The 21,068-nt window shown below is 56.4% G+C and carries 25 protein-coding genes and 1 tRNA gene; all 26 read left to right on the top strand.

Annotation, left to right across the window (positions count from 1 at the left end):
• Positions 1-46 precede the first annotated feature (46 nt).
• Positions 47-448, top strand: a complete 402-nt coding sequence (gene rbfA / locus GDH07_RS30515) for a 30S ribosome-binding factor RbfA (protein ID WP_152899729.1) — start codon at positions 47-49, stop codon at positions 446-448.
• Positions 449-451: 3 nt separating this feature from the next.
• Complete coding sequence (gene truB, locus GDH07_RS30510) at positions 452-1,369, top strand: tRNA pseudouridine(55) synthase TruB (protein WP_053136944.1); 918 nt, start codon at positions 452-454, stop codon at positions 1,367-1,369.
• Positions 1,370-1,509: 140 nt separating this feature from the next.
• On the top strand, positions 1,510-1,779 hold the full coding sequence (gene rpsO / locus GDH07_RS30505; RefSeq protein ID WP_022642180.1) for a 30S ribosomal protein S15: 270 nt from the start codon (positions 1,510-1,512) through the stop codon (positions 1,777-1,779).
• A 198-nt stretch (positions 1,780-1,977) separates the two neighbouring features.
• Positions 1,978-4,083 (top strand): polyribonucleotide nucleotidyltransferase, encoded by a 2,106-nt coding sequence (gene pnp, locus GDH07_RS30500; RefSeq protein ID WP_053136947.1) that lies wholly within the window; start codon positions 1,978-1,980, stop codon positions 4,081-4,083.
• A 128-nt stretch (positions 4,084-4,211) separates the two neighbouring features.
• Positions 4,212-4,287: transfer RNA gene (locus tag GDH07_RS30495), tRNA-Thr, on the top strand.
• A 161-nt stretch (positions 4,288-4,448) separates the two neighbouring features.
• Positions 4,449-5,762 carry a tyrosine-type recombinase/integrase gene (locus GDH07_RS30490; protein WP_152899728.1) on the top strand — a complete coding sequence of 438 codons (1,314 nt, stop codon included), beginning with the start codon at positions 4,449-4,451 and terminating at the stop codon, positions 5,760-5,762.
• A 178-nt stretch (positions 5,763-5,940) separates the two neighbouring features.
• Entirely contained in the window at positions 5,941-6,795 is an 855-nt protein-coding gene (locus GDH07_RS30485; RefSeq protein ID WP_152899727.1) for a DUF6387 family protein, read from the top strand.
• A gap of 177 nt (positions 6,796-6,972) precedes the next feature.
• A complete protein-coding gene (locus GDH07_RS30480) occupies positions 6,973-7,242 on the top strand; it encodes a helix-turn-helix transcriptional regulator (protein WP_152899726.1) in 270 nt (89 codons plus the stop codon).
• The gene (locus tag GDH07_RS30475; RefSeq protein ID WP_152899725.1) at positions 7,242-7,541 is read left to right on the top strand and encodes a helix-turn-helix domain-containing protein; all 300 of its coding nucleotides are present in this window, start codon (positions 7,242-7,244) and stop codon (positions 7,539-7,541) included. Before GDH07_RS30480 ends, GDH07_RS30475 begins: the two co-directional genes overlap by 1 nt.
• Positions 7,538-8,212 carry a KilA-N domain-containing protein gene (locus tag GDH07_RS30470; protein ID WP_152899724.1) on the top strand — a complete coding sequence of 225 codons (675 nt, stop codon included), beginning with the start codon at positions 7,538-7,540 and terminating at the stop codon, positions 8,210-8,212. Before GDH07_RS30475 ends, GDH07_RS30470 begins: the two co-directional genes overlap by 4 nt.
• Positions 8,213-8,684: 472 nt before the next feature.
• Positions 8,685-8,939, top strand: coding sequence for a hypothetical protein (locus GDH07_RS30465; protein WP_152899723.1), 255 nt, complete (start codon positions 8,685-8,687; stop codon positions 8,937-8,939).
• A complete protein-coding gene (locus GDH07_RS30460; protein ID WP_152899722.1) occupies positions 8,936-9,235 on the top strand; it encodes a DUF3077 domain-containing protein in 300 nt (99 codons plus the stop codon). The genes GDH07_RS30465 and GDH07_RS30460 overlap by 4 nt, the downstream gene beginning before the upstream one ends.
• 127 nt (positions 9,236-9,362) lie before the next feature.
• Positions 9,363-9,590 carry a hypothetical protein gene (locus GDH07_RS30455; protein ID WP_152899721.1) on the top strand — a complete coding sequence of 76 codons (228 nt, stop codon included), beginning with the start codon at positions 9,363-9,365 and terminating at the stop codon, positions 9,588-9,590.
• Positions 9,587-10,468 (top strand): toprim domain-containing protein, encoded by an 882-nt coding sequence (locus GDH07_RS30450; RefSeq protein ID WP_152899720.1) that lies wholly within the window; start codon positions 9,587-9,589, stop codon positions 10,466-10,468. Before GDH07_RS30455 ends, GDH07_RS30450 begins: the two co-directional genes overlap by 4 nt.
• Entirely contained in the window at positions 10,455-12,245 is a 1,791-nt protein-coding gene (locus GDH07_RS30445) for a DUF927 domain-containing protein (RefSeq protein WP_152899719.1), read from the top strand. The genes GDH07_RS30450 and GDH07_RS30445 overlap by 14 nt, the downstream gene beginning before the upstream one ends.
• Complete coding sequence (locus GDH07_RS30440; RefSeq protein ID WP_152899718.1) at positions 12,242-12,604, top strand: hypothetical protein; 363 nt, start codon at positions 12,242-12,244, stop codon at positions 12,602-12,604. Before GDH07_RS30445 ends, GDH07_RS30440 begins: the two co-directional genes overlap by 4 nt.
• Positions 12,601-12,915: a hypothetical protein gene (locus GDH07_RS30435; protein ID WP_152899717.1), complete on the top strand. Its 315-nt coding sequence runs from the start codon at positions 12,601-12,603 to the stop codon at positions 12,913-12,915. The genes GDH07_RS30440 and GDH07_RS30435 overlap by 4 nt, the downstream gene beginning before the upstream one ends.
• Positions 12,912-13,520 (top strand): hypothetical protein, encoded by a 609-nt coding sequence (locus GDH07_RS30430; protein ID WP_152899716.1) that lies wholly within the window; start codon positions 12,912-12,914, stop codon positions 13,518-13,520. The genes GDH07_RS30435 and GDH07_RS30430 overlap by 4 nt, the downstream gene beginning before the upstream one ends.
• Positions 13,521-13,626: 106 nt before the next feature.
• A complete protein-coding gene (locus GDH07_RS30425) occupies positions 13,627-14,019 on the top strand; it encodes a hypothetical protein (RefSeq protein ID WP_152899715.1) in 393 nt (130 codons plus the stop codon).
• Between the two features lie 2 nt (positions 14,020-14,021).
• On the top strand, positions 14,022-14,612 hold the full coding sequence (locus GDH07_RS30420; protein WP_152899714.1) for a tail assembly protein: 591 nt from the start codon (positions 14,022-14,024) through the stop codon (positions 14,610-14,612).
• A gap of 69 nt (positions 14,613-14,681) precedes the next feature.
• Positions 14,682-15,095, top strand: coding sequence for a DUF2846 domain-containing protein (locus GDH07_RS30415; protein WP_218584756.1), 414 nt, complete (start codon positions 14,682-14,684; stop codon positions 15,093-15,095).
• Between the two features lie 1,137 nt (positions 15,096-16,232).
• Complete coding sequence (locus GDH07_RS30405; protein WP_178124135.1) at positions 16,233-16,985, top strand: HNH endonuclease; 753 nt, start codon at positions 16,233-16,235, stop codon at positions 16,983-16,985.
• Between the two features lie 1,215 nt (positions 16,986-18,200).
• Positions 18,201-19,148 (top strand): DNA-processing protein DprA, encoded by a 948-nt coding sequence (locus GDH07_RS30400; protein WP_218584755.1) that lies wholly within the window; start codon positions 18,201-18,203, stop codon positions 19,146-19,148.
• Between the two features lie 13 nt (positions 19,149-19,161).
• A complete protein-coding gene (locus tag GDH07_RS30395; RefSeq protein WP_152899712.1) occupies positions 19,162-19,764 on the top strand; it encodes a hypothetical protein in 603 nt (200 codons plus the stop codon).
• Between the two features lie 49 nt (positions 19,765-19,813).
• Complete coding sequence (locus tag GDH07_RS30390; RefSeq protein ID WP_152899711.1) at positions 19,814-20,488, top strand: hypothetical protein; 675 nt, start codon at positions 19,814-19,816, stop codon at positions 20,486-20,488.
• Positions 20,489-20,913: 425 nt separating this feature from the next.
• The coding region (locus GDH07_RS32990) for a transposase (protein ID WP_152899710.1) at positions 20,914-21,068 on the top strand (155 nt) is incomplete at its 3' end.

Below are 21,068 nucleotides of genomic sequence, written 5' to 3'. Positions count from 1 at the left end.
TCAGACCACACGGGTTTCGCCGTGAGGCAGTAACAGGTAACAAGACATGGCAAAAGAATATAGCCGTACCCAACGCATCGGCGATCAGATGCAGCGCGAACTGGCGCAACTGATCCGCCGCGAAGTCAAGGATCCACGTGTCGGCCTGGTGACCATCACCGCCGTGGACGTCAGCCGCGATGTCGGCCACGCGAAGATCTACATCACCGTCATGGGCCAGGAAGGCGCCGAGTCCATCGCCCAGAGCATCAAGGTGCTGAACTCGGCTGCAGGTTTCCTGCGCATGCAACTGGCCCGCGAAATGAAGCTGCGCAGCGTGCCGCATTTGCACTTCCATTACGACGAGAGTGTGGCCCGTGGCGCGCACCTGTCGGCGCTGATCGAGCGTGCCGTGGCTGAAGACAGCCTGCACGGCGAAGCCTCTGCTCCTGAAGACACCAAGGAGTAAGCGGTGGCCCAGGTCAAGCGTATCCGCCGTAACGTCAGCGGCATCATCCTGTTGGACAAGCCCCTGGGCTTCACCTCCAACGCGGCATTGCAGAAGGTTCGCTGGCTGCTCAATGCCGAGAAGGCCGGCCATACCGGCAGCCTCGACCCCCTGGCCACCGGCGTGCTGCCGCTGTGCTTCGGCGAGGCCACCAAGTTCTCGCAATACCTGCTCGATTCCGACAAGGGTTACGAAACCCTGATGCAAATGGGCAAGACCACCAGCACCGCGGATGCCGAAGGCGAAGTCCTGCGTACCCGCGAAGTGACCGTTGGTCGTGCCGATATCGAAGCGGTATTGCCGGAATTTCGTGGTGAAATCAAGCAGATACCACCGATGTACTCCGCCCTCAAGCGCGATGGCCAGCCTCTCTACAAGCTGGCTCGTGCAGGGGAAGTGGTGGAGCGCGAACCGCGTTCTGTTACTATTGCGCGCCTGGAATTGCTCGCCTGCGAAGGTGACACCGCTCGCCTGGCGGTGGATTGCAGCAAAGGCACCTATATCCGCACCCTGGTGGAGGATATTGGTGAGAAGCTCGGTTGTGGTGCGTACGTCGCGGAACTGCGGCGGACCCAGGCCGGCCCTTTCAGCCTGGCCCAGACGGTCACTCTGGAAGAGCTCGAGGCAGTGCATGCCGAAGGTGGCAACGAGGCGGTTGATCGTTTCCTGATGCCATCGGATAGCGGCCTGCAGGATTGGCCCTTGCTGCACTTCTCGGAACACAGTGCGTTCTACTGGCTCAATGGCCAACCGGTACGCGCTCCCGATGCACCGAAGTTCGGCATGGTGCGGGTACAAGATCACAACGGTCGCTTCATCGGTATCGGTGAAGTGAGCGAAGACGGGCGCATCGCGCCGCGTCGACTGATTCGGTCAGAGTGACCGAAACCAGTCCGGGTAACAGCGGGCTGGCGAGTGTGGCTGTCAGCAGGCACGGTCACCACTCTTTTTTAGATACAGGGATTTGTCCCTGGCCTGTTGAAACTGTTCTTGAACAGTTTCCTGATATAAGGAATGCCCACATGGCACTCAGCGTTGAAGAAAAAGCTCAGATCGTAGCCGACTACCAGCAAGCTGTTGGTGACACTGGTTCGCCAGAAGTGCAAGTTGCACTGCTGACCGCCAACATCAACAAACTGCAAGGTCACTTCAAGGCCAACGGTAAAGACCACCACTCCCGTCGTGGCCTGATCCGCATGGTAAACCAGCGTCGTAAGCTGCTGGACTACCTGAAGGGCAAGGACCTGAGCCGTTACAGCACCCTGATCGGTCGTCTGGGTCTGCGTCGCTAATCAGCGATTGCGCTATGAGGTTGGTTGCTTGCCATGCGTCAGCGGTTTTTCCGCCGGCGTATGGCAGGCTTCCAGCCTCAAGTTTTATCTGGGCTGTAGTTTTACCTGGACAATAAAGGCTGGGCCGATTCCCGCTGTTGCCCAAGAATTTCGCAAGAACACAAGTTTCCCCAAGAGCCACAAAGAAGGTAGGACACCGTGAACCCGGTAATCAAGAAATTCCAGTTCGGTCAGTCGACCGTAACCCTCGAGACTGGCCGTATCGCCCGTCAGGCCTCCGGCGCAGTATTGGTCACCGTTGACGACGACGTCAGCGTATTGGTGACCGTAGTGGGTGCCAAGCAAGCCGATCCAGGCAAAGGCTTCTTCCCTCTGTCTGTCCACTACCAGGAAAAAACCTACGCCGCCGGCAAGATCCCTGGTGGTTTCTTCAAGCGTGAAGGCCGTCCTTCCGAGAAAGAAACCCTGACCTCGCGTCTGATCGACCGTCCGATCCGCCCACTGTTCCCAGAAGGCTTCATGAACGAAGTGCAGGTTGTCTGCACCGTGGTTTCCACCAGCAAGAAGACCGATCCGGACATCGCTGCGATGATCGGTACCTCCGCTGCCCTGGCCATCTCCGGCATTCCTTTCGATGGCCCGATCGGCGCTGCTCGCGTCGCTTTCCACGAAAGCACCGGCTACCTGCTGAACCCAACCTACGAGCAACTGGCTGCTTCGAGCCTGGACATGGTCGTAGCCGGTACCGAAGAAGCGGTACTGATGGTTGAGTCCGAAGCCAAGGAACTGACCGAAGACCAGATGCTGGGCGCCGTGCTGTTCGCCCACGACGAATTCCAGTCGGTGATCAAGGCCGTCAAGGAACTGGCCGCCGAAGCTGCCAAGCCAACTTGGGACTGGGCGCCTGCCGCCGAAGCTACCGAGCTGCTGGGTGCCATCCGCGCCGAGTTCGGCGACGCCATCTCCCAGGCCTACACCATCACCGTCAAGGCCGACCGTTATGCCCGCCTGGGCGAGCTGAAGGACCAAGTGGTCGCCAAGCTCTCCGGCGAAGAAGGCCAGCCATCGGCTGCCGACGTCAAGGCCGCTTTCGGCGAGATCGAATACCGCACCGTTCGCGAGAACATCGTCAACGGCAAGCCACGTATCGACGGCCGCGACACTCGCACCGTACGTCCGCTGAATATCGAAGTCGGCGTTCTGGCCAAGACCCACGGTTCGGCCCTGTTCACCCGTGGCGAAACCCAGGCCCTGGTCGTCGCGACCCTGGGTACTGCCCGTGACGCCCAGCTGCTGGACACCCTCGAAGGCGAAAAGAAAGACCCCTTCATGCTGCACTACAACTTCCCGCCGTTCTCGGTGGGCGAGTGTGGCCGCATGGGCGGTGCTGGTCGTCGTGAAATCGGCCACGGTCGCCTGGCCCGTCGTTCCGTCCAGGCCATGCTGCCGGACACCGACGTGTTCCCGTACACCATCCGTGTGGTATCGGAAATCACCGAGTCCAACGGCTCCAGCTCCATGGCTTCGGTCTGCGGTGCTTCCCTGGCCCTGATGGACGCCGGTGTACCAATGAAGGCTCCGGTTGCCGGTATCGCCATGGGTCTGGTGAAGGAAGGCGAGAAGTTCGCCGTCCTGACCGACATCCTGGGTGACGAAGACCACCTGGGCGACATGGACTTCAAGGTAGCCGGTACCGCCAAAGGCGTAACCGCGCTGCAGATGGACATCAAGATCAAGGGCATCACCGAAGAAATCATGGAGATCGCCCTGGGCCAGGCCCTGGAAGCTCGCCTGAATATCCTCGGCCAGATGAACCAGGTGATCGGCCAGTCGCGTACCGAGCTGTCGGCCAACGCTCCGACCATGATCGCGATGAAGATCGACACCGACAAGATCCGTGACGTCATCGGTAAAGGCGGCGCCACCATCCGCGCGATCTGCGAAGAAACCAAGGCTTCGATCGACATCGAAGACGACGGTTCGATCAAGATCTTCGGCGAAACCAAGGAAGCGGCAGAGGCAGCTCGCCAGCGCGTCCTGGGCATCACCGCAGAAGCCGAGATCGGCAAGATCTACCTGGGCAAGGTTGAGCGCATCGTCGACTTCGGTGCCTTCGTCAACATCCTGCCGGGCAAGGACGGTCTGGTGCACATCTCCATGCTGAGCGACGCTCGCGTAGAGAAAGTCACCGACATCCTGAAAGAAGGCCAGGAAGTGGAAGTGCTGGTACTGGACGTGGACAACCGCGGCCGTATCAAGCTGTCCATCAAGGACGTGGCGGCAGCCAAGGCTTCGGGCGTTTGATCACCCGCTAGCCTCACGCTGAACAAGCAAACGCCCCGACTGGTTCGGGGCGTTTTGCTATCTGCGCTTGATATCTCTTTGCCCTCTTGCCTGGCGCGCCCCGGGCGCCGGTGCTAGGTTAAGCCCACGCCGGTGTAGCTCAGTCGGTAGAGCAGCGCACTCGTAACGCGAAGGTCGCAGGTTCGATTCCTGTCTCCGGCACCATCCAGCTGTTCCGATACGTCTCTCCCTGTATACGGAACCCCCTGAAAATCCAGCCTAGTAAGGGTTTTCTTGTTTCTGCCTATTTCGTTCTGTCTCTAGGTATATACCTGTTTTAGGTATACGTTAGGGTATACACCGGTTCGACGAGAAAACGTATACCTATGGCACGCACCGTTACCCCCCTGTCAGACCCCAAATGCGAGGCCGCCAAGCCGCGAGACAAGGACTACACCCTGTTCGACGGGCAGGGCCTGTTCCTGCTGGTCAAGAAGAACGGCAGCAAAATCTGGCGCATGAAGTTCAAGCGGCCTGATGGCAGGGAAGGGTTGGCCACCTTCGGCAACTATCCAGCGTTGACCCTAAAGGCAGCACGGGAGCGCCGTGCCGAAGCTCTGGAGTTGCTGGCGCATGGTAGAGACCCGATCGAGAACGCCAGGCAAGGAAAGATCGAGGCGGCGAATGCCAGGGCCAACACCTTTGGCGTGCTGGCCAAGGATTGGCACGAGGCATGTTCGAAGAAATGGTCTCCAGGCCATGCCGCGACGATTTGGCGGCGGATCGAAACTTACCTGCTCCCAGCCCTGGGCCAGCGCCCGGTGGCTGGATTGAAGACCCGCGACCTTCTGGCGCCGCTCAAGGCCGTGGAGAAGCGTGAAGTTCTGGATACTGCCAGCCGGCTGCGGCAGTACATGACAGGGATCATGCGCATGGCCGTCCAGCATGGCCATATAGACACGAATCCGGCAGTGGACCTGCAGGGCGCCACTGCAACGCGCAAAACAATCCACCGACCTGCGCTGGCGCTGGATCGTCTGCCTGAGTTGCTGCAAAGAATCGATAGCGACACCGGTCGCCCGCTGACCCGGCTAGCAACACAGCTCACCCTGCTGGTCTTCATCCGGTCCAGTGAACTGCGGTTCGCTCGCTGGCCAGAGATCGACACCGGCCGCTCCATGTGGGAGATCCCTGGCGAGCGCCAGCAGATCGAGGGTGTGAAGAACTCCCATCGAGGTTCCAAGATGAGCACTCCCCACCTGGTGCCATTGAGTCGCCAGGCCCTGGCTACGCTCGAGCAGGTGCGCCAGCTAACTGGACGCTTCGACCTGGTGTTTGCCGGCGATAGCAACCACTGGAAGCCCATGAGCGAGAACACGGTGAACAAGGCTCTGCGGCGCATGGGCTATGACACCAAAACCGAAGTGTGTGGCCATGGGTTCAGAGCCATAGCCTGTTCTGCACTGGTCGAATCGGGGCTGTGGGGCAAGGATGCGGTAGAGCGCCAGATGAGCCACCAAGAGCGCAACAGCGTGCGAGCCGCCTACATCCACAAGGCTGAGTACATCGAGGAGCGCCGGCTGATGGTTCAGTGGTGGGCGGACTACCTCGATGCGAACCGCGAGAAGCACGTTACCCCATACGACTATGCGCATCGTGCTGAGCTGAATGCCAATGTGGTTCCGATCAAAAGGGCCTGAAGCGGGCCTTCCATAATTTGCGTAGACAGATATAGACTGAATACCATTACTGTGCGGATAGCCAGTATTCGAGCAGACAACGGTTTTCGGCTGGCCTAGCTCGACGGAGCGAAAAGCGGACTTCCCATTCGTATTGTTGGCCGATCTATCTAGTTACGGAACCGCCTGGGAGGCGAACATGGCAAAAGCCGAAATTCCAAAATGGTTCAATTTGGAAACCTATCAGATACCCCTTTCGCATGACCAATGGGGCGTCAGCATAGATATGCGAGCCATGTATCTTGATGTGAAGCCCTTACTATCAAAAAAAGAGCAAATTGACTTCTTCAAAGTATTCGCCGGGCGCTTACCAGAGGACTTCGCCGTCGAGCATCACACTGATCCGTTCCCAGTTAGATCAATGAACGCCGCGGATCTAGCAGTCATATCGGCCTCTTGGTCAAACGATCCAGCTTGGCAAATGCTGTTTCAAAAAGTGTGCTCTGTGGTAGGGAAGGATGCTCCAGCAACGCTCTTAGACGAAGTGGTGGCAATCTATCAAGAGGCTCCTTCTATGAAAAAGGAGGCGCTAGAAAACGTAGGGTGGCTTGCGCCGGAGTTTTGCCATGGCGTTCCTATAACGGTAGATCTGAATAGTGACGATGAAACACTCAAGTTAGCATTCAGCGTATGGCTAGCCGGGGTCAGAAGCGATATGAATGAAAGATTCAAAAAACCAATCAGTGAGGACGACTTTCAAAAGTGGCACAAGTACCGAATCTTGGCTGCCTTCGACCTATACCAATTAGCAGACATCACAGGTACGCGATTTACCAATAGTCAGATGGCCAACGCCTTGTTTCCTCCGGCATCCGTATCCATTGAAGATAGAGACGTTGACATGGGGGAACGCATCAGGAAAGTAACAAAACCCCTTATGGATCAAACGATTACCTTTGAAACCGTGCGCCTAATCAGGGCTACTACCAGGCTTGAAAAGTATTTGGGACAAGTCATAGAGGACGAAAAAAATACTAGAGAGATACTGAAGTAGGAATTGAAAATCGGCGAAGCCATTCCGGAATCAGAAACTCGCATCTACATTCCGGATGAGTTTTTGGCCATCGCCGGTCCGGAACGAAAATAGCAAGTATCGATGACTTCAATTCGCTGTTAGAGCAACTTTAAATCTGATCCTGAGAACACAACAATCTCTATCGGGATACAGAACATGCAAACACCTCTAGCTTATGCGCCGCCAGGCGCTGCACCTATTCACCAGTTCGACCCGGCTACGGTAATAATCCGTATCAGCGAACTGTCGGCGATCACCGGCTATGCCCGTCCGACAATCTACAAGCGCCTCAAAGACGATCCGACCTTTCCTCGCCCAGTTCCGCTGAGTGATAGCAAGTCGCGGGGGGCACCTGTCGGTTGGGTTTTGGCTGAAGCCCAAGCCTGGGTGCGCCAGCGCATCGCCCTTCGTGGGGAGGTGGCCTAATGAACAAAAAAAAGGCCGACCAACAGGCCAGCCACAAAAATACTCACGTCGAGAATACCAGCGGAACGGCACAGCGCGCTCGCCTTTTGGAACGTCTGCAAACCGGCCCTATCGACACCTTCACCGCCATCCGCGAACTGAACATCGTTCGCCCAGGGGCACGCATCAACGAGCTGCGCGACATGGGCTACAGGATCATGACGGAACGCCTCACGCTGACCGACGATCAAGGTCGTACCCACCGCGGCATGGCTTTGTACTACCTCAGCACCAACCCATCGGTCAGAGGGACACCATGAAGACTCGCATCATTCCCTTCAACTACCAGGGCCAAGCTGTCACCTTCAATGCCGACGGCTGGATCAATGCAACCATTGCAGCCGCCCGCTTCGACAAGGCGCCTAATGACTGGCTTCGCCTTGTCTCCACCGAGGAGTACATCGAAAAGCTGGCGAGCAGGATGAACCAGAGTAATACGGGAAAACCCCGTATTACTCTGGTGACGACCCGTCGAGGCAACACAGCCAACAGCGGAACTTGGCTCCACCCCAAACTCGCAGTGAAGTTCGCCCGCTGGCTCTCTGTGGATTTTGAAATCTGGTGCGACGAACAGATCGACGCACTGGTACGCGGTGACCAGGCCAACTGGCAGCAAGCGCGCCAACAGTCGGCAGTGGGCTATCGCGGCCTGTGTGATGCTCTAGCGATCGCTTACGAGGAGAACGGAAAGACTCCACAGCGCCATCATTTCATCAACGAGGCCAAGCTCATCAATCAGGTGATCACCGGCCAGTTTGCCGGCCGTAATCGCGACGAGCTCACCGCGCATGAGCTGTTGCTGGTCACCCTGATCGAGATTCGTGACGTGCTGCTGATCGGCCAGGGCAAGGACTTCGCGGCCCGCAAGGCATCGCTACTTCGCTACATCCAGAGCCTGACGGCCAAGCACCTTCGGAGTGATGCCGCATGACCAGCCTTCTTAGGATTGCCGATGACAGGTCGATAACGTCCCTTGCATGCAATCGTAAGGGCCGGTATGGTTTTGTCGTCGCTGCAAAATCAGCGACCGGGTTTGGCGACTCGGATAGAAAAGGCGCACAGGCGCCCCCATTACGATTGCAGGCGCTTTTTTTGTGCTCGCATTCCCGTTTTATGGTGGCTGTGCGTGGGAGACCTTCGGGTCTGCCGGGTTCCTTTTCCCCGGTTCGCCAACCTGCGCACAGCTGCCACCCTAATTCGTTTGGCGACGATCAGTGGCAGCTCCTACTCAGAAAAGGGGCTACATCCATGCACGCTCTCAGTCCGTCCGCAATTCGCGCCTTTGCTCATCGCCGTTTGGCCCTGAGTGCCCTTCGCGCAAACTCATCTCTTTCCGTTCGTCTCGCTCGCTACAACAGCCACATGGCCATCGTCCGCACCCTGGAAGCACAAGGAGAGGCGAAATGATCAGCTCGCCTCGTAGCGCATCCTTGATCGGCGGTGAAGCCATCGATCTGATCCACTCCAGCCGTGAGCACATCACCTGGCTGACCGCGCTGCTCAATGCCGTCAGCGCCGACGTCACCTATGGCAAGGGACACAACGTCAAAGCCCTAACTGGTCTTGGTCAGTACCTCGGAGACGACTGGGCGAACTACCTCGATTGCCAGACTACCGAGCTGCAGGAAAAGCTCGATGCATTGGAGGGCAACCAATGAACCTGGCGAACATCAGCACCGTAGAAGGCCACCGCTTCCACCCAACCGGCGAAGCCGCCAAGCACCAGGCACTTTTCATCGTTAACCCCGGCGTTCCGATCGAGGATGCAATGGAAAGCGTGTCCGACCTTCTCAGCACGATCGACGACTCGATTTACGCCGCAGCGATGGGCGAGCGTTCACTCGTAGGCAACGAGGCGTGGCTGGTGAAACACACCTTGGATTCAGCGCGAGCTGTAGTTGATTCGCTGAAAGAATCCTTGATCAAGCAGCGCCTCAAAGCAAACAGGGCCTAAACCATGACGACTTTTCAACAGCGCATTTTTGCGCTGGCGGGATCGGCTTGCCTGAAAAAAGCCACAGAGCTGTTTGCCCGGTGCGGCGGCGTAGTTTTGCGTAGTGCTAAGCACCTGGAGGTGGAGCATGAGTAACGTGACTCCGATCAAGCGCAAGGGTAGCGGCGTGCCGCCCACTACTGGCGCGCACATCGACAGCGCCAGCTATGCGCTGCTGGTGGAAACCCTGGTCGGCTTCCTGGAGCTGCGAATCTCGGAGGGCGACCAAGGCCGGCACTGCAATGAGCTGGAACGCCTCACCCAAGAACTGGAACGCTTGGCCAAGCGGTTTACCCCGCCGAAGGGGGCCGCATGACTGACGCAACGATCCAATTTCGTGATGCACTCCAAGTCGTCTATGGCCAGCTCGACTGGCTTCCCGTGGCCGACGGCGCCATCCATCGTTTCCGCGTCCCGGATGACAAGCCCGGCAGCCTCAACGGTTGGTATGTGCTTTACCTGGATGGTAATGCGTCCGGCGCGTTCGGCAGCTGGAAGTCCGGCGGCGCCAACACTTGGTGTAGCCGTGAACCAGTAGACGCCCATGAAGCCGCGCAGATCCGTGAGCGAGTGGATCAGGCCCGGCGCCAGCGCGAAGCCGAACAGCACCGGCGCCAACAACGAGCGGCAGAGAAGGCCAATCACTGGTGGCGCAACGCGCGGCGCGCCTCGCCAGACCACCCGTATTTGGTCGCCAAGGCTGTTCGCCCCTACAGCTTACGCCAGCGTGGTGCTGACCTTCTGATCCCGCTGTACCTGGATGGCCGCTTGGTCAACCTGCAGCGAATTGCTCCGGACGGCAGCAAGCGCTTCCTGTTCGGCGGCCGGATCAAGGGCACCTATTCGCCGCTGGGCATCATTAAACCCGACTCTGTGCTCTGCATCTGCGAAGGGTGGGCGACGGCCGCCAGCCTCCACCAGCACGGCGGCTACGTCGTTGCCGCCGCCATGAACGCGGGCAACTTGATCCCTGCAGCTATGGCCCTTCGCGCTCGCTACCCGGGCCAACCAATCGTCATCGCCGGCGACGACGATCGGCTCACCGATGGAAACCCAGGGCGCAAAGCAGCGAACGCCGCCGCGGCCGCCGTCGGCGCCCAGGTCGCTTTCCCTGAGTGGCCAGAAGGCTCCCCCGGCGACCTCACCGACTTCAACGACCTCGCCAACTGGAAGCTCGCCAATGTCCAAGCCTGACATCAACGTGATCAACCTTCGGCTAGATGCGGCGACCATTGCGCCTGATCGTCCCTGCTGGGCCGTGTACGAGCACTGGGTCACCAATGAGAAGGGGCGCAAGCTTCGCCCTGGCGTCTACTGGCACGGCTTTAAGCGTGTTCCAGACCAGGACGACGCCGAGAGCGATACCGGCGACCGCCCTATCACTGATGAGTGGATCGCCAGCCCTGTAACCGTGGTCGCTCGAACGACCAACAGCGACGATGGCAGCGAGGGACGTTTACTGCGCCTGGTGACCGAAAGCGGCATAAAGGAATGGATCATCGCCATGGAGGTGTTCGGAGGCAGTGGCGAGGATGCCCGCCGCGCCTTGTTCGGCATGGGAGTAATTATTGCCCTCAAGAAGCGCGGCACTTTCATGGAATACCTGCTCGACCAGCATCCTGCAGAAGTGTTTGCCACCACCAGCCGGCCAGGCTGGCATGAGTCGGGGGCGTTCGTGCTGCCTGGGCGCACCATAGGCAGCGACAAGGTCCGTTACCAGGCCAGCAACAAGGCCCAGGTGTTGTTCAGCCGCCGCGGCGAGTTGGCGCTGTGGCAGTCGGCGGTCGCCGCAAAGTGCGCCGGCAACCCGGTGCTCACCTTGGCGATCGGCTGCTCACTGGCCGGCCCACTTCTCAGCCTGGTCGGTGTACTGGGTGGTGGTGTTCACCTGGTGGGCGACAGCTCGAGCGGCAAGTCCCTGGCGCAACTGATCGGATCGTCGGTATGGGGTGACCCCGGGGTGTTCGCCGCCAGTTGGGATATGACCAAGGGCGGGCTGGAGATCGAAGCCTCAAGCCGTAACGACACCATCTTGCCCCTGGACGAAATCAAGCGCGCAGACCCCAAGCGCGTACAGGAAATGGCTTACTCCCTCGCCAACGGTCAGGGCAAAGGCACCATGACCCGCGAGCGTGAGGGCCGCGCCAAACTGAGCTGGCGCTTGCTGACACTTTCCAGCGGCGAGCGCTCCCTCTCCGAACACGCGGCCATATCCGGCAATGCCGCCCACGCTGGCGCCGAGTTGCGCATGGTCGACGTGAACGCCGGCACCCGTACCCATAGGGCCTTCGATGAACTGCACGGTCTGGAGGGCGCGGACTTCCACCGCCAACTCACCGTGGCCGTCGGCGCTCACCATGGCCACCTTGGGCCAGCGTTCGTCGAGAAGCTGCTCGCCAGTGATGACCGCGCCGGACTGCTAGAAGACTTCGCCGGGATACGTGCCACCTTCGTGGAGGACAACGCCCAGGCCGGTCGAGTGGCAGATCGGTTTGCCGTCATTGCGCTGGCGGGGGAAATGGCCATCGCCTATGGCCTGCTGCCCTGGGAGCCCGGCACCGCCCTAGCTGACTGCCGTTTGCTCTATGGGGAGTGGCTCAGTCGGGTTGGTAGCGGAAACGCCGAAGACCGCCAGATCCTCGCCGGCATCCTGGACTTTATCGACCGCCACGGCAGCAGCCGCTTCTCCGACATCGACGACCAAACGCCCGACACCAAGGTATTCAACCGGGCTGGCTACTGGGAGCTAGTGGGAAACAACCGCCTGTACTTGTTCAACAAGCCGGCACTGATTGAAGCAGCCCACGGCTACGGCCTGTCTCGCATCGTCAAAGCACTCGAGGGTGCGAACGTAATTGCCCGCCGCGACAACGAGCGCAAAACCAAAAACTACCGCCTCCCTGGGGGTGGCCAGGCACGCCTCTATGTGATCGATCCGGAGGTCATTGACCGTGAAGGGGGTGGCGCATGACCAGCCCTCAAACACTATTTACTCGAATTGCCCAAGTTCACAGGAACCTTGAATCGCTGGCAACAGTGGCAACACCGGCAACGGCCTTACAGGACGTGGCTTACAGCCGTTGCCACCCTATAAAAAGAGTGGCAACAACTGGCAACGCACACCTGATTTTCAACATAAGAGACGGCATCGTCCCTCTCATTTGGTTATCACTGTTGCCGGTTCAAAACTGGTGGCAACGATTTGGAAGCATCGGCAACGTCTGGAGGCCACGGTTTACGAGGCTGTTGCCTTTGTTGCCGCTGTTGCCGGTGTTTTTGAAATCAGAGGAACATTGGATTACGAGTAATTGCGGCGAGGTGGCGGTATGAGCCTGCTTTCTGCGCTGCTCGATCACATGCCACCCATCGTTACCGCTGCCTACCCCACAAAACTGCGGAGCAATCCTGAACCTCGCCCGCGCCTGGTGTTGGTCAACTACGCCGAGCGTGCCCCCCAGTTCTGCACCAGCCCGCACGCAAGTGCCGCCACCGCCACGCTGGAATGGCGACAGGCACGCGACCAATACCTCAACCACATCATGGCTTGTCGATCCTGCTACGCGCCTACAGGCCGCCATTGCACGGCTGGCTCCCACCTGCGCACCAGCTACGACGCCACACCTATGGAGGCGCACCAATGACGCCCAGCCTTATCACTCGCTTGTGCAACATCGCTTTGAAGCCTGGCGTCAGCGCCACCACGCAGCTCATCACCACCCGGAGAATCTGTCGCGCCATTGCCGACCAGCTCGACGTTATCCGCAGTGAACGGCGAGCCCTACGCAGGCAGGCGGGCAAGTTGAAAGCATTCCTCCCCTTCACCCGGCAAACCATTGCTGAATTGGAGCTGCGAGCCCAGGAACACCAAGAGGCCACCCGCTGCGGAGCGTGGAGCGCGCTTGCCGGGTTTGGCCAATCGCTGATGTTCGACCGTGAGGGGCTGGCGCAAGCGCTGGGCTTCGACCGGATGTGCGACCTACTGGCCGTCAACCCAGTACATCGCCAGCAAGCCAGCGCAGACGGTGACACCAGCCTCCGTGGAGTGGCCTACCTGGCCCGATTGGAGGACAGCTCCGACCGTAAGTGCGATGAATGGGGCGCCGGTGGCCCGCTATATCGAGCCTGCCACGCCGCCATGATCCAGTTCATCAAGGAGTGCCCTGAGCACCTGCTACCCGATCCCTTTGCACCTGGTGCGCCGTTCGGCCCGAAGCTACCGCCCAGCCTGAGCATCGTCGGCAAGTGAGCATTTTGCGCGCCACGTTTTCGTGATTCGCAAAACGTGGCGCAACACAGAGCAACACTACCGGGCACCAGCCCATGACCAGCGCCAGCGGCGCACAGAGGTACGCATGACAGAACCAAGCAACAGCAAGGCTTCACAGCTAACCCACCGCGAGCGTTTTGCCGAAGCATGCAAGATTACTGACTTTGAGGAACACCCCACAGCGGTGGGCGGTTACAAGGTCTGGGTAGTGAGCGACATCGTGAAGGGTGGGCGTAAGGACTTCGATGGCCCGTACTTCACCGAGGAAGAGGCAAGGATCGCGGCGGAGCTTTGGCAAGCAACACCGGAGCGCAAGTGCGCCTGTGCTGAGGTGACCTGCCACTGTGCGGCCTGGAACCTTGATCCGAAACGTGAAAAGACCATCCGAGAGGATGCGATGGCCGCTCGCATGATTCTTGCCGAACTGATCGGCGCGGATGTTCCCAAATCAAGCGTTGCTGGCGCAGAGGAGAAATAACGATGGCCGCTATTGTTCGCAATGCCCCAGAGATGACCATTGTGTACTTGTCTGGCCCGCTGATTCGGAAGTTCTTCCGCAAGAAGGACTACCTGCTGGACAGTCGAAACACCTGGGAGGTGTTCCGTGCCTTGAAGGCAACGCTGGAAGGCTTTGAACAGGAGATCAAGCGACTAGAGACGCTGGGTATGAGGTTCGCCATTTTCAGGAACCGGAAGAACGTTGGGGCGGATGAGTTCGAGCGCGGAGGGGCTAGAGAGGTACGCATCGTGCCTGTCATCGCCGGCAGTAAACGCGGCGGTGTTCTGCAGACTGTGCTGGCAGCGGTTTTGATCGTGGTTGGTGTAGTTGCTCAGCAGCCTTGGATGGTTCAGACCGGAGTTGCTATGGCTATCGGGGGAGTCATCCAGATGCTTAGCCCCCAGGCTAAAGGTCTGTCCCAGAGCGGAGCGCCAGAGAACCTGCCGAGTTACGCCTTCGGCTCAGCCCGAAACACCACCGCCAGTGGTAACCCTGTCCCGATCTGTATCGGCGAACGTCGTTGGGGCGGGGCGATCATTTCGGCTTCGATCTACGCCGAAGACAAGGCCTAAGGACGATTTAGCGTAGGCACTGGGGCGTGTTACTTTCAGCGCCCCATTGCGCAACAAATGGATGATCGTATGCGTATTGCCTATATCGTCGCTGCCGGGATGGCGTTGCTATCCGGCTGTGCTACATCCCCTATTCATTCCTCTCAGGCAGACCCTGTTCCAGTAGGCCGCCTGTTGGCGTTTCAAGTAACACCACCCAGTCCTTACGGGACGCTCGTCGTAACTCGCGATTCAGGCTTCACCGGCAGCGCTTGCAACACCATCCTCTACATTGACGGAAAGAAGTCAGCTGAAATTGCTTCGGGGGAAAGTGCCAAGTTCTACCTTGAGCCGGGCGAGAGAATCGTGGGAGTCAACTCCACTACCTTATGCGGTGGCGGCCTCAAAGAGCGTTCATTCGTATTGGATGCTGGCGCCATCAAGAAATACCGTATCTCGATCGATACCAGCATGAGCATGGATCTCTCACCTACAGCGTTCTAGCCTGCCATGGCCTTCCTCTACATCGCGCCACGAAATGCGACCTCACCGTTTTGTGCCACGAGACAGACCAAAACGTCTGAATCGGGCCATGTTGTCTGTCTCGCAGAACTGGCGCCAGGTTGTGGGAGCGAGGTGGCAACCAGTGCTGGTAACCAGCCGGGCATGGTTTCCGGGAGGCACTCCACGGTCACTCCTACGTAAGGCCATCCTTGACAATTCTTAACAGGTTGAGGGGGTGACCAGCCAGGGCCAGGCACTAACATTTGCTAACAGGGCAGGTGCCAGGACCGCGGTGCTGAGGCGTTTCGATGTCAACATTTGTCAACGTCTGGCCTAGCCGCGGTGCTGTCCCTCATCTCGGGTTTTGACAAGTCGCTGACCTAGGCCTTCACTCCGGTAAGCGCACATACGGAGACAGGGAGCGCGACCATGGTTTGGGAACTTAGGCATGACCCAGACGAATACATCTCGATCGTTGCTGAGGTCTTTTACGATCCTGCGCGCCGCAAGAATGGCGTACGTCACAGCGAGTGAAGAGCCGTTCCCGCGAGGCATGAAGATCGAGTGCGCAAGGGAGATCAGGGCCTATCCGGTCGGCACTAAGGTGAGGCTGCGAGTTGTGGAGACTACCAAGGAGGACAGCCACCCATTCCTGTATAGCAGCTACAAATGGAAGCATGAGCGCCTGTAGGCCTTCCCGGGCATAGTGAGTATCCACCCTGGTATCCACGAAATGGGCAGTTCCAGCAGGCAGTGCTGGGCCCAGTTCGCGCAGCGCTTCACACACGATCGTCACGCAGTCGGCGTGCGCGATCCTGCCGCGGTACGCAGCCAGGTACGCACTGTTGGTACGCACTCCGGCGCTTGTGCTGGGCCAGTTCGCACCGGTGGTTCGCACGCTAGGTTCGCAACCCCCATGGCGCGAACCTAGGCGTTATGCCTGTTGAGAAATGTTGAGGTTGCCAGGCCCTGGTTCCCACACTGGTTTCCACGGTATTGCAGTCTGCCAGTGGGCCTGCCGCGAATGACCACATGAAAACCACGAATCTCACCGGTCAGCGCCAGCCGATGATGGTAAGAGTGCCACCATGTGCCTCTGCGAATAATATCTGACCACTTTTCTCAAGGAGAGCCGATATGGCGAGGATGGCAGTAACTGAACAGATGTATCAGGAGGCTTATCGCCTTGGTGCAAATATCTGGAGTCGCAGTATTACTCCCTCCGAAGCGCGGAGAGCGCTGGAGAATGAGTACGGTTTGAACGCAAAGACGGCCAGTGCATATCTCGGTGCGTATGATGGGCTACGTAGGGGGAGAACCCTCAAGTTGACGCCCAAGGTGGACGCGTTGAGGTACATGATTAATCAATTGAAAAATGATGTCGGCCACTCTGCGTTACTCCCCGCTTTGCAATCGCTGGGTGGCCATATCGAGTACCTTGATTCTTTCCAATCTACAAAGCTGGCCAAGCAATCGTCACTCCGGAGCCTCTATGAGGAGTTGCTTCCAGAACTGTCGCCTGTGGCGAAGGCTGTGGATGAAGACGAGATTTTTGCTCAACAGGTCGCTGACGCAATTGCTGACTCTGCTTTTGACCGGGCCAAACGTCTTGCCCATGTCAATCCAGTGCCTCAGGTGAGGCACCAGATCGTAAAAACATTTCGCCGTAATCCCGATGTCGTGGCAGAGGTACTGCTTCGCGCCAAGGGAGCTTGTGAAGGGTGTCGTTTACCCGCTCCATTTCAGCGTCCGGATGGCAGTCTTTACCTGGAGGTTCATCACATAACGCGCTTAGCTGATGGGGGGCACGATACTGTAGAGAACGCCCTTGCTTTGTGTCCAAACTGTCACCGAGAAAGGCACTATGGGCGACAGCCAAATCCAGCATGATAGTTCCAGCTACTTTGACCATGCCTTTACGAAATGTGAGACAGGCATGAGACGGAACCCGCGTAGTTTGGGCACCATAGACTATATGTCATGCCGTGCTGGTAAAAGCTGATGGCCGGCACCGTCTCACATTGCCGGTGGTGCTGGGCGCTTGTTTGACCACGCTTTGACGGAATGTAGGCCAGGCAGATAGCCGCAGCGCCTATGGCCGGGCGTCTGAGGTTTTCCCAGGGCTGAAGGCCGTCTAAGTAAAGGTCTTGACCATGTCGTACCCATGACAGACCCCTGACGGATTCTAGACAGGTACTATACGGGTCGGGAGGTGTGATATGGACCTGAGCCTAGCCGGGCCGCTGCCTGTGGCTCAATTTAGGCCCTCACCCCGTCAAGAATTCGAGGCGTGGATTCTGGACAGGCTCTGGACGGATCAGCGCCAGCACCCGCAGGCCGAACGCCGGGAAATCAGCTGCAGGCCTGGTGTGCGGGCGGTTGGGACGGATCAGAGAGATGCACTCCGTCTAAAATGGCTAGAACCTTGACCAGGCCTTGACGAAGTTTTGGACAGGTCTTGACGGATTTTTCTGGTGCCACCAGCGCTGGGAACGCTGAAAACAACGCAGGGCAACGCTTTGCGGGCATTCGCGTAGCTTGGCCAACGCCAGCCTCGTCAAGAACTCAAGAGGTAGTCGTCAAGCTCACTGCCCGGTCAATATCCAGGCCCACGCTGGCCGGATGGGGTGATGAAATACCGGGCCAGATAAATTCTTTGCGCATCAAGCAACACTAGACGGTGTCCCGGACGGATTTTCGCTGACGGATCTCGTCTAAACTGCCCGCAGCTCAAGAGAGACACTGCCGTCAGTGTGAAAAATGGCGCGCTGGCGCTTGATGCTCGTCAAAAGTTCACATGGTCCAAGTTTGACCTGACTGGAAGCTGATGCAGGGAATCGATTGATTTTGAAGAATCCAGCTGAGGCCTTTTGCCACTCAACCTGACAGATCGCTATGGCCCTATGTGGTTCATAGCCTAAGGTTTTTGCTGCATCAAGAGACCGGGGTCGTACTCAAGTACAGGCGCTGCTATGCAAAAAACTCTGTGGGATGACGCGAGCGCAGGCCTCGCGTACAGTCCTAAGAGCCGGAAACGATTTGCACTCAGGAAGCTCTGAGTGAGTATCGACCAGCACCAGAGTAGAATCTGGCGAAGGAGTGCCCATGCTACACATAGCGATAGAAAGCCAATTTATGACCACAAGCTTTACCCACCCGACGCTATTCAACTCACGACCTATTTCTCCTGTAGAGGAAATGTGCGCTTATGAGTCGCTCTGGCAAAACCAAGGCGCGTGGTTCGCAAATCTTGCAGAGCTTTTCAGAAAAAACCCAGGAGCCATTCCGTCAGACTTAGTCGATCAAAGTCGTATAGAGGAGGCTCTACAAAATCTCAAGTCCGCCTTAGGTGAGGAGTTTTTTTCAAAAATCGGGATCAGGGTCAATGGCGCAGGTGACTACCCTCAGAAGCTTCGCGATGCAGACCACCCGGTCGAAGTTTTGTATTACCTTGGGAATTGGGAACTCGTCGAGACAGACTGCGTAGCTATTGTTGGTACTCGCAACCCAACAGAGGAAGGTTCTTTTCACGCAGGTCTTATAGCTCACAAACTTGTAAAGAGTGGTTTTACAGTAGTATCCGGATTAGCTAAAGGAATTGATACAGCTGCGCACAATGCCGCATTAGCTGCTGGAGGGAACACAATCGGTGTACTAGGCACACCACTTGATGATTACTATCCTAAGGAAAACAAATCACTTCAAGAATATATTGCTCAAAGGCACCTGGTTATATCGCAAGTCCCTTTCTTGCGATATCGAGATCAAAATTATAAAACAAATCGACTTTTTTTTCCTGCTAGGAACGTAACAATGTCTGCCTTGACCAAGGCGACGATTATTGTTGAGGCAGGAAACACATCTGGCACCTTAGTCCAAGCTAGAGCTGCCTTGGCACAAAAAAGAAAGTTGTTTATTTTGGAAAGCTGCTTTAGAAATCCCGATCTGAACTGGCCTAAAAAATTTGAAAGTCTAGGTGCTGTTCGGGTGCAAAACGTCTCTGACATTATCGGATTACTCACGGATGACCAGGCCAATACGCTTAGACAATGATTCTTATCGCTACTTGGATGATGATGATAGTTGCTATCACTTTTTGGAGTACACTTCAGGCGGGGGGTTCAACGTAAGCCAGGGGAATCAACAAATTTTAAATCTGAAAAAAAGACCAACGTCTTCTGAGAATGAGCTTTACTATAAAGCCAAAGCAATAAATTTCTGGGGGGACTTGCTAGCTTCAGAACTTAACCTAACGATAGTTTCGGAAAATTCGACCTTCGTTCCTATGCCGTGCTCTAAACCACGTGGACATGTTGACTATGATGATCGCATGACTAAAGTTTTAAGGCGCATGGCACGCCAAACTCCAAATATGGACATTCGTGAGTTACTGGTCCAGGGGAACCTAAGGGCCAGTCAACATGTAGGTGATCGGCTAACGCCGACTGAACTCTCTCAGTCAATGTTAGTAGATACTAATCTATTAGCTTTGCCAATTAAGCAGCACCTGATAATTGTCGATGACGTCATTACGATGGGAGCTTCTTTTAAAGCAGCCAAGATGATGCTCCAGCACTCAGGTGTTAGAGCCAAAATAATAGGGATTTTTCTGGCTAAAACAATCTGGCCAGCTGACGAGTTTGATGATTGGTTAAATGCTTTTGGCTGAGGCGGACTATAGTAAAACAACCCTCTGTAAAATATAAAAGAGTAAGGTGATGGATTGTATAGTTCCTTTTGTGCGCCCTGAGTATGAAGATTCTAATTTGATTGAGAAAACACTTTTCAAGCTGACTGGAGAAGATTTTGCTTATCTTCATTTAAGCTATTCAAAGTCTCGGCATATTGTTAAGGATGCAATTCTCGTATCAAACTTGCACGACTTGTATGAAAATCTCTTATGCTCTTTTAATAACTATAGAACAGAAGTCTTTACCCCCCTGATGTGTGGTTTTGCGATTCTCGATCAGATAGGGACATTTTATGGGAGGAAATCTAAAAAAAATGATGTTTCATCCGGGGTTAAATCAGCACTACACAGCTTTACCGATCTGTCGAGCCTAGACATAAAATCCCTCTACAGTCTGCGGAACAGTGTTTTTCACGACGGAAGCTTTGTGTCTAAAGATAGGTATTGCAAGCATCACGCTCTATTTGTTTGTAAAAAGAATTTAGGTTTTCTGATAAAGCACCCTGATGAAAAGTGGGATGGGGTGTTCAAAGAAAACTTATCAAGCCATATTACTATGGTCGATACTTTGGAGTTTAAGTCTCTAGTTAAACAGATTTTAGAAAGCTGTATGATATATTTGGCCGTTGGCGATCTTGAGGTGAAAGTATCGAATAGGTATGAGTACCTGTTTAAAAGTTTTAAATTCACCCAGTCTCACTGAGGTCAAATCAGGGCTATCCTGGCTTAGATGGTTTTATTGATCGGAAGTATGTGTTTTTATCAATAACCCTAAAGTCGTATAATTCCAATTAAATTAACGTTGTGGCTTTGTCGTAATCGACGCAGTGAACAGCTTGTACCGCCTCACGTTTGATTAGTCTTAAACCATTTGGTCAGGGTATTTATTCTTGAGTTAATATCCGGAGCGCCAGAGATTAAGCTGTCCAGCACGCGGATCGTTCCTGGCGCGCTACAAAATGGCGAGGTTCGATTTTGTGGCGTGGTTCTTGGCTGTGAATTGCGTACAGACGATGATGGCCTCGATCACGCAGACCACCGAGGAGCAATTTTGACATGAAGTCTGGTCTGTCCCGGGCTGAGTGGACACTGACTTAAGGTGGATAATGTCCACCGCAAGGAGTGTTCATGACCCAGACCAGACGACGTTTTCCCGAATCCTTCAAACGCGAGGCGGTAGACCAGGTACTTGCCGGCACGCCGCTTCGTCATGTAGCCGAGACGCTCGGCATCGCTGAAAGCCTGCTGGGCAAATGGAAGCGCCAGTACGAGCAGCAAGGTGA

The sequence above is a fragment of the Pseudomonas piscis genome (assembly GCF_009380155.1).
Taxonomy (GTDB): domain Bacteria; phylum Pseudomonadota; class Gammaproteobacteria; order Pseudomonadales; family Pseudomonadaceae; genus Aquipseudomonas; species Aquipseudomonas piscis.
The sequence above is the reverse complement of the archived record's forward strand: the minus strand, read 5'-3'. Positions and strand labels throughout refer to the sequence as shown.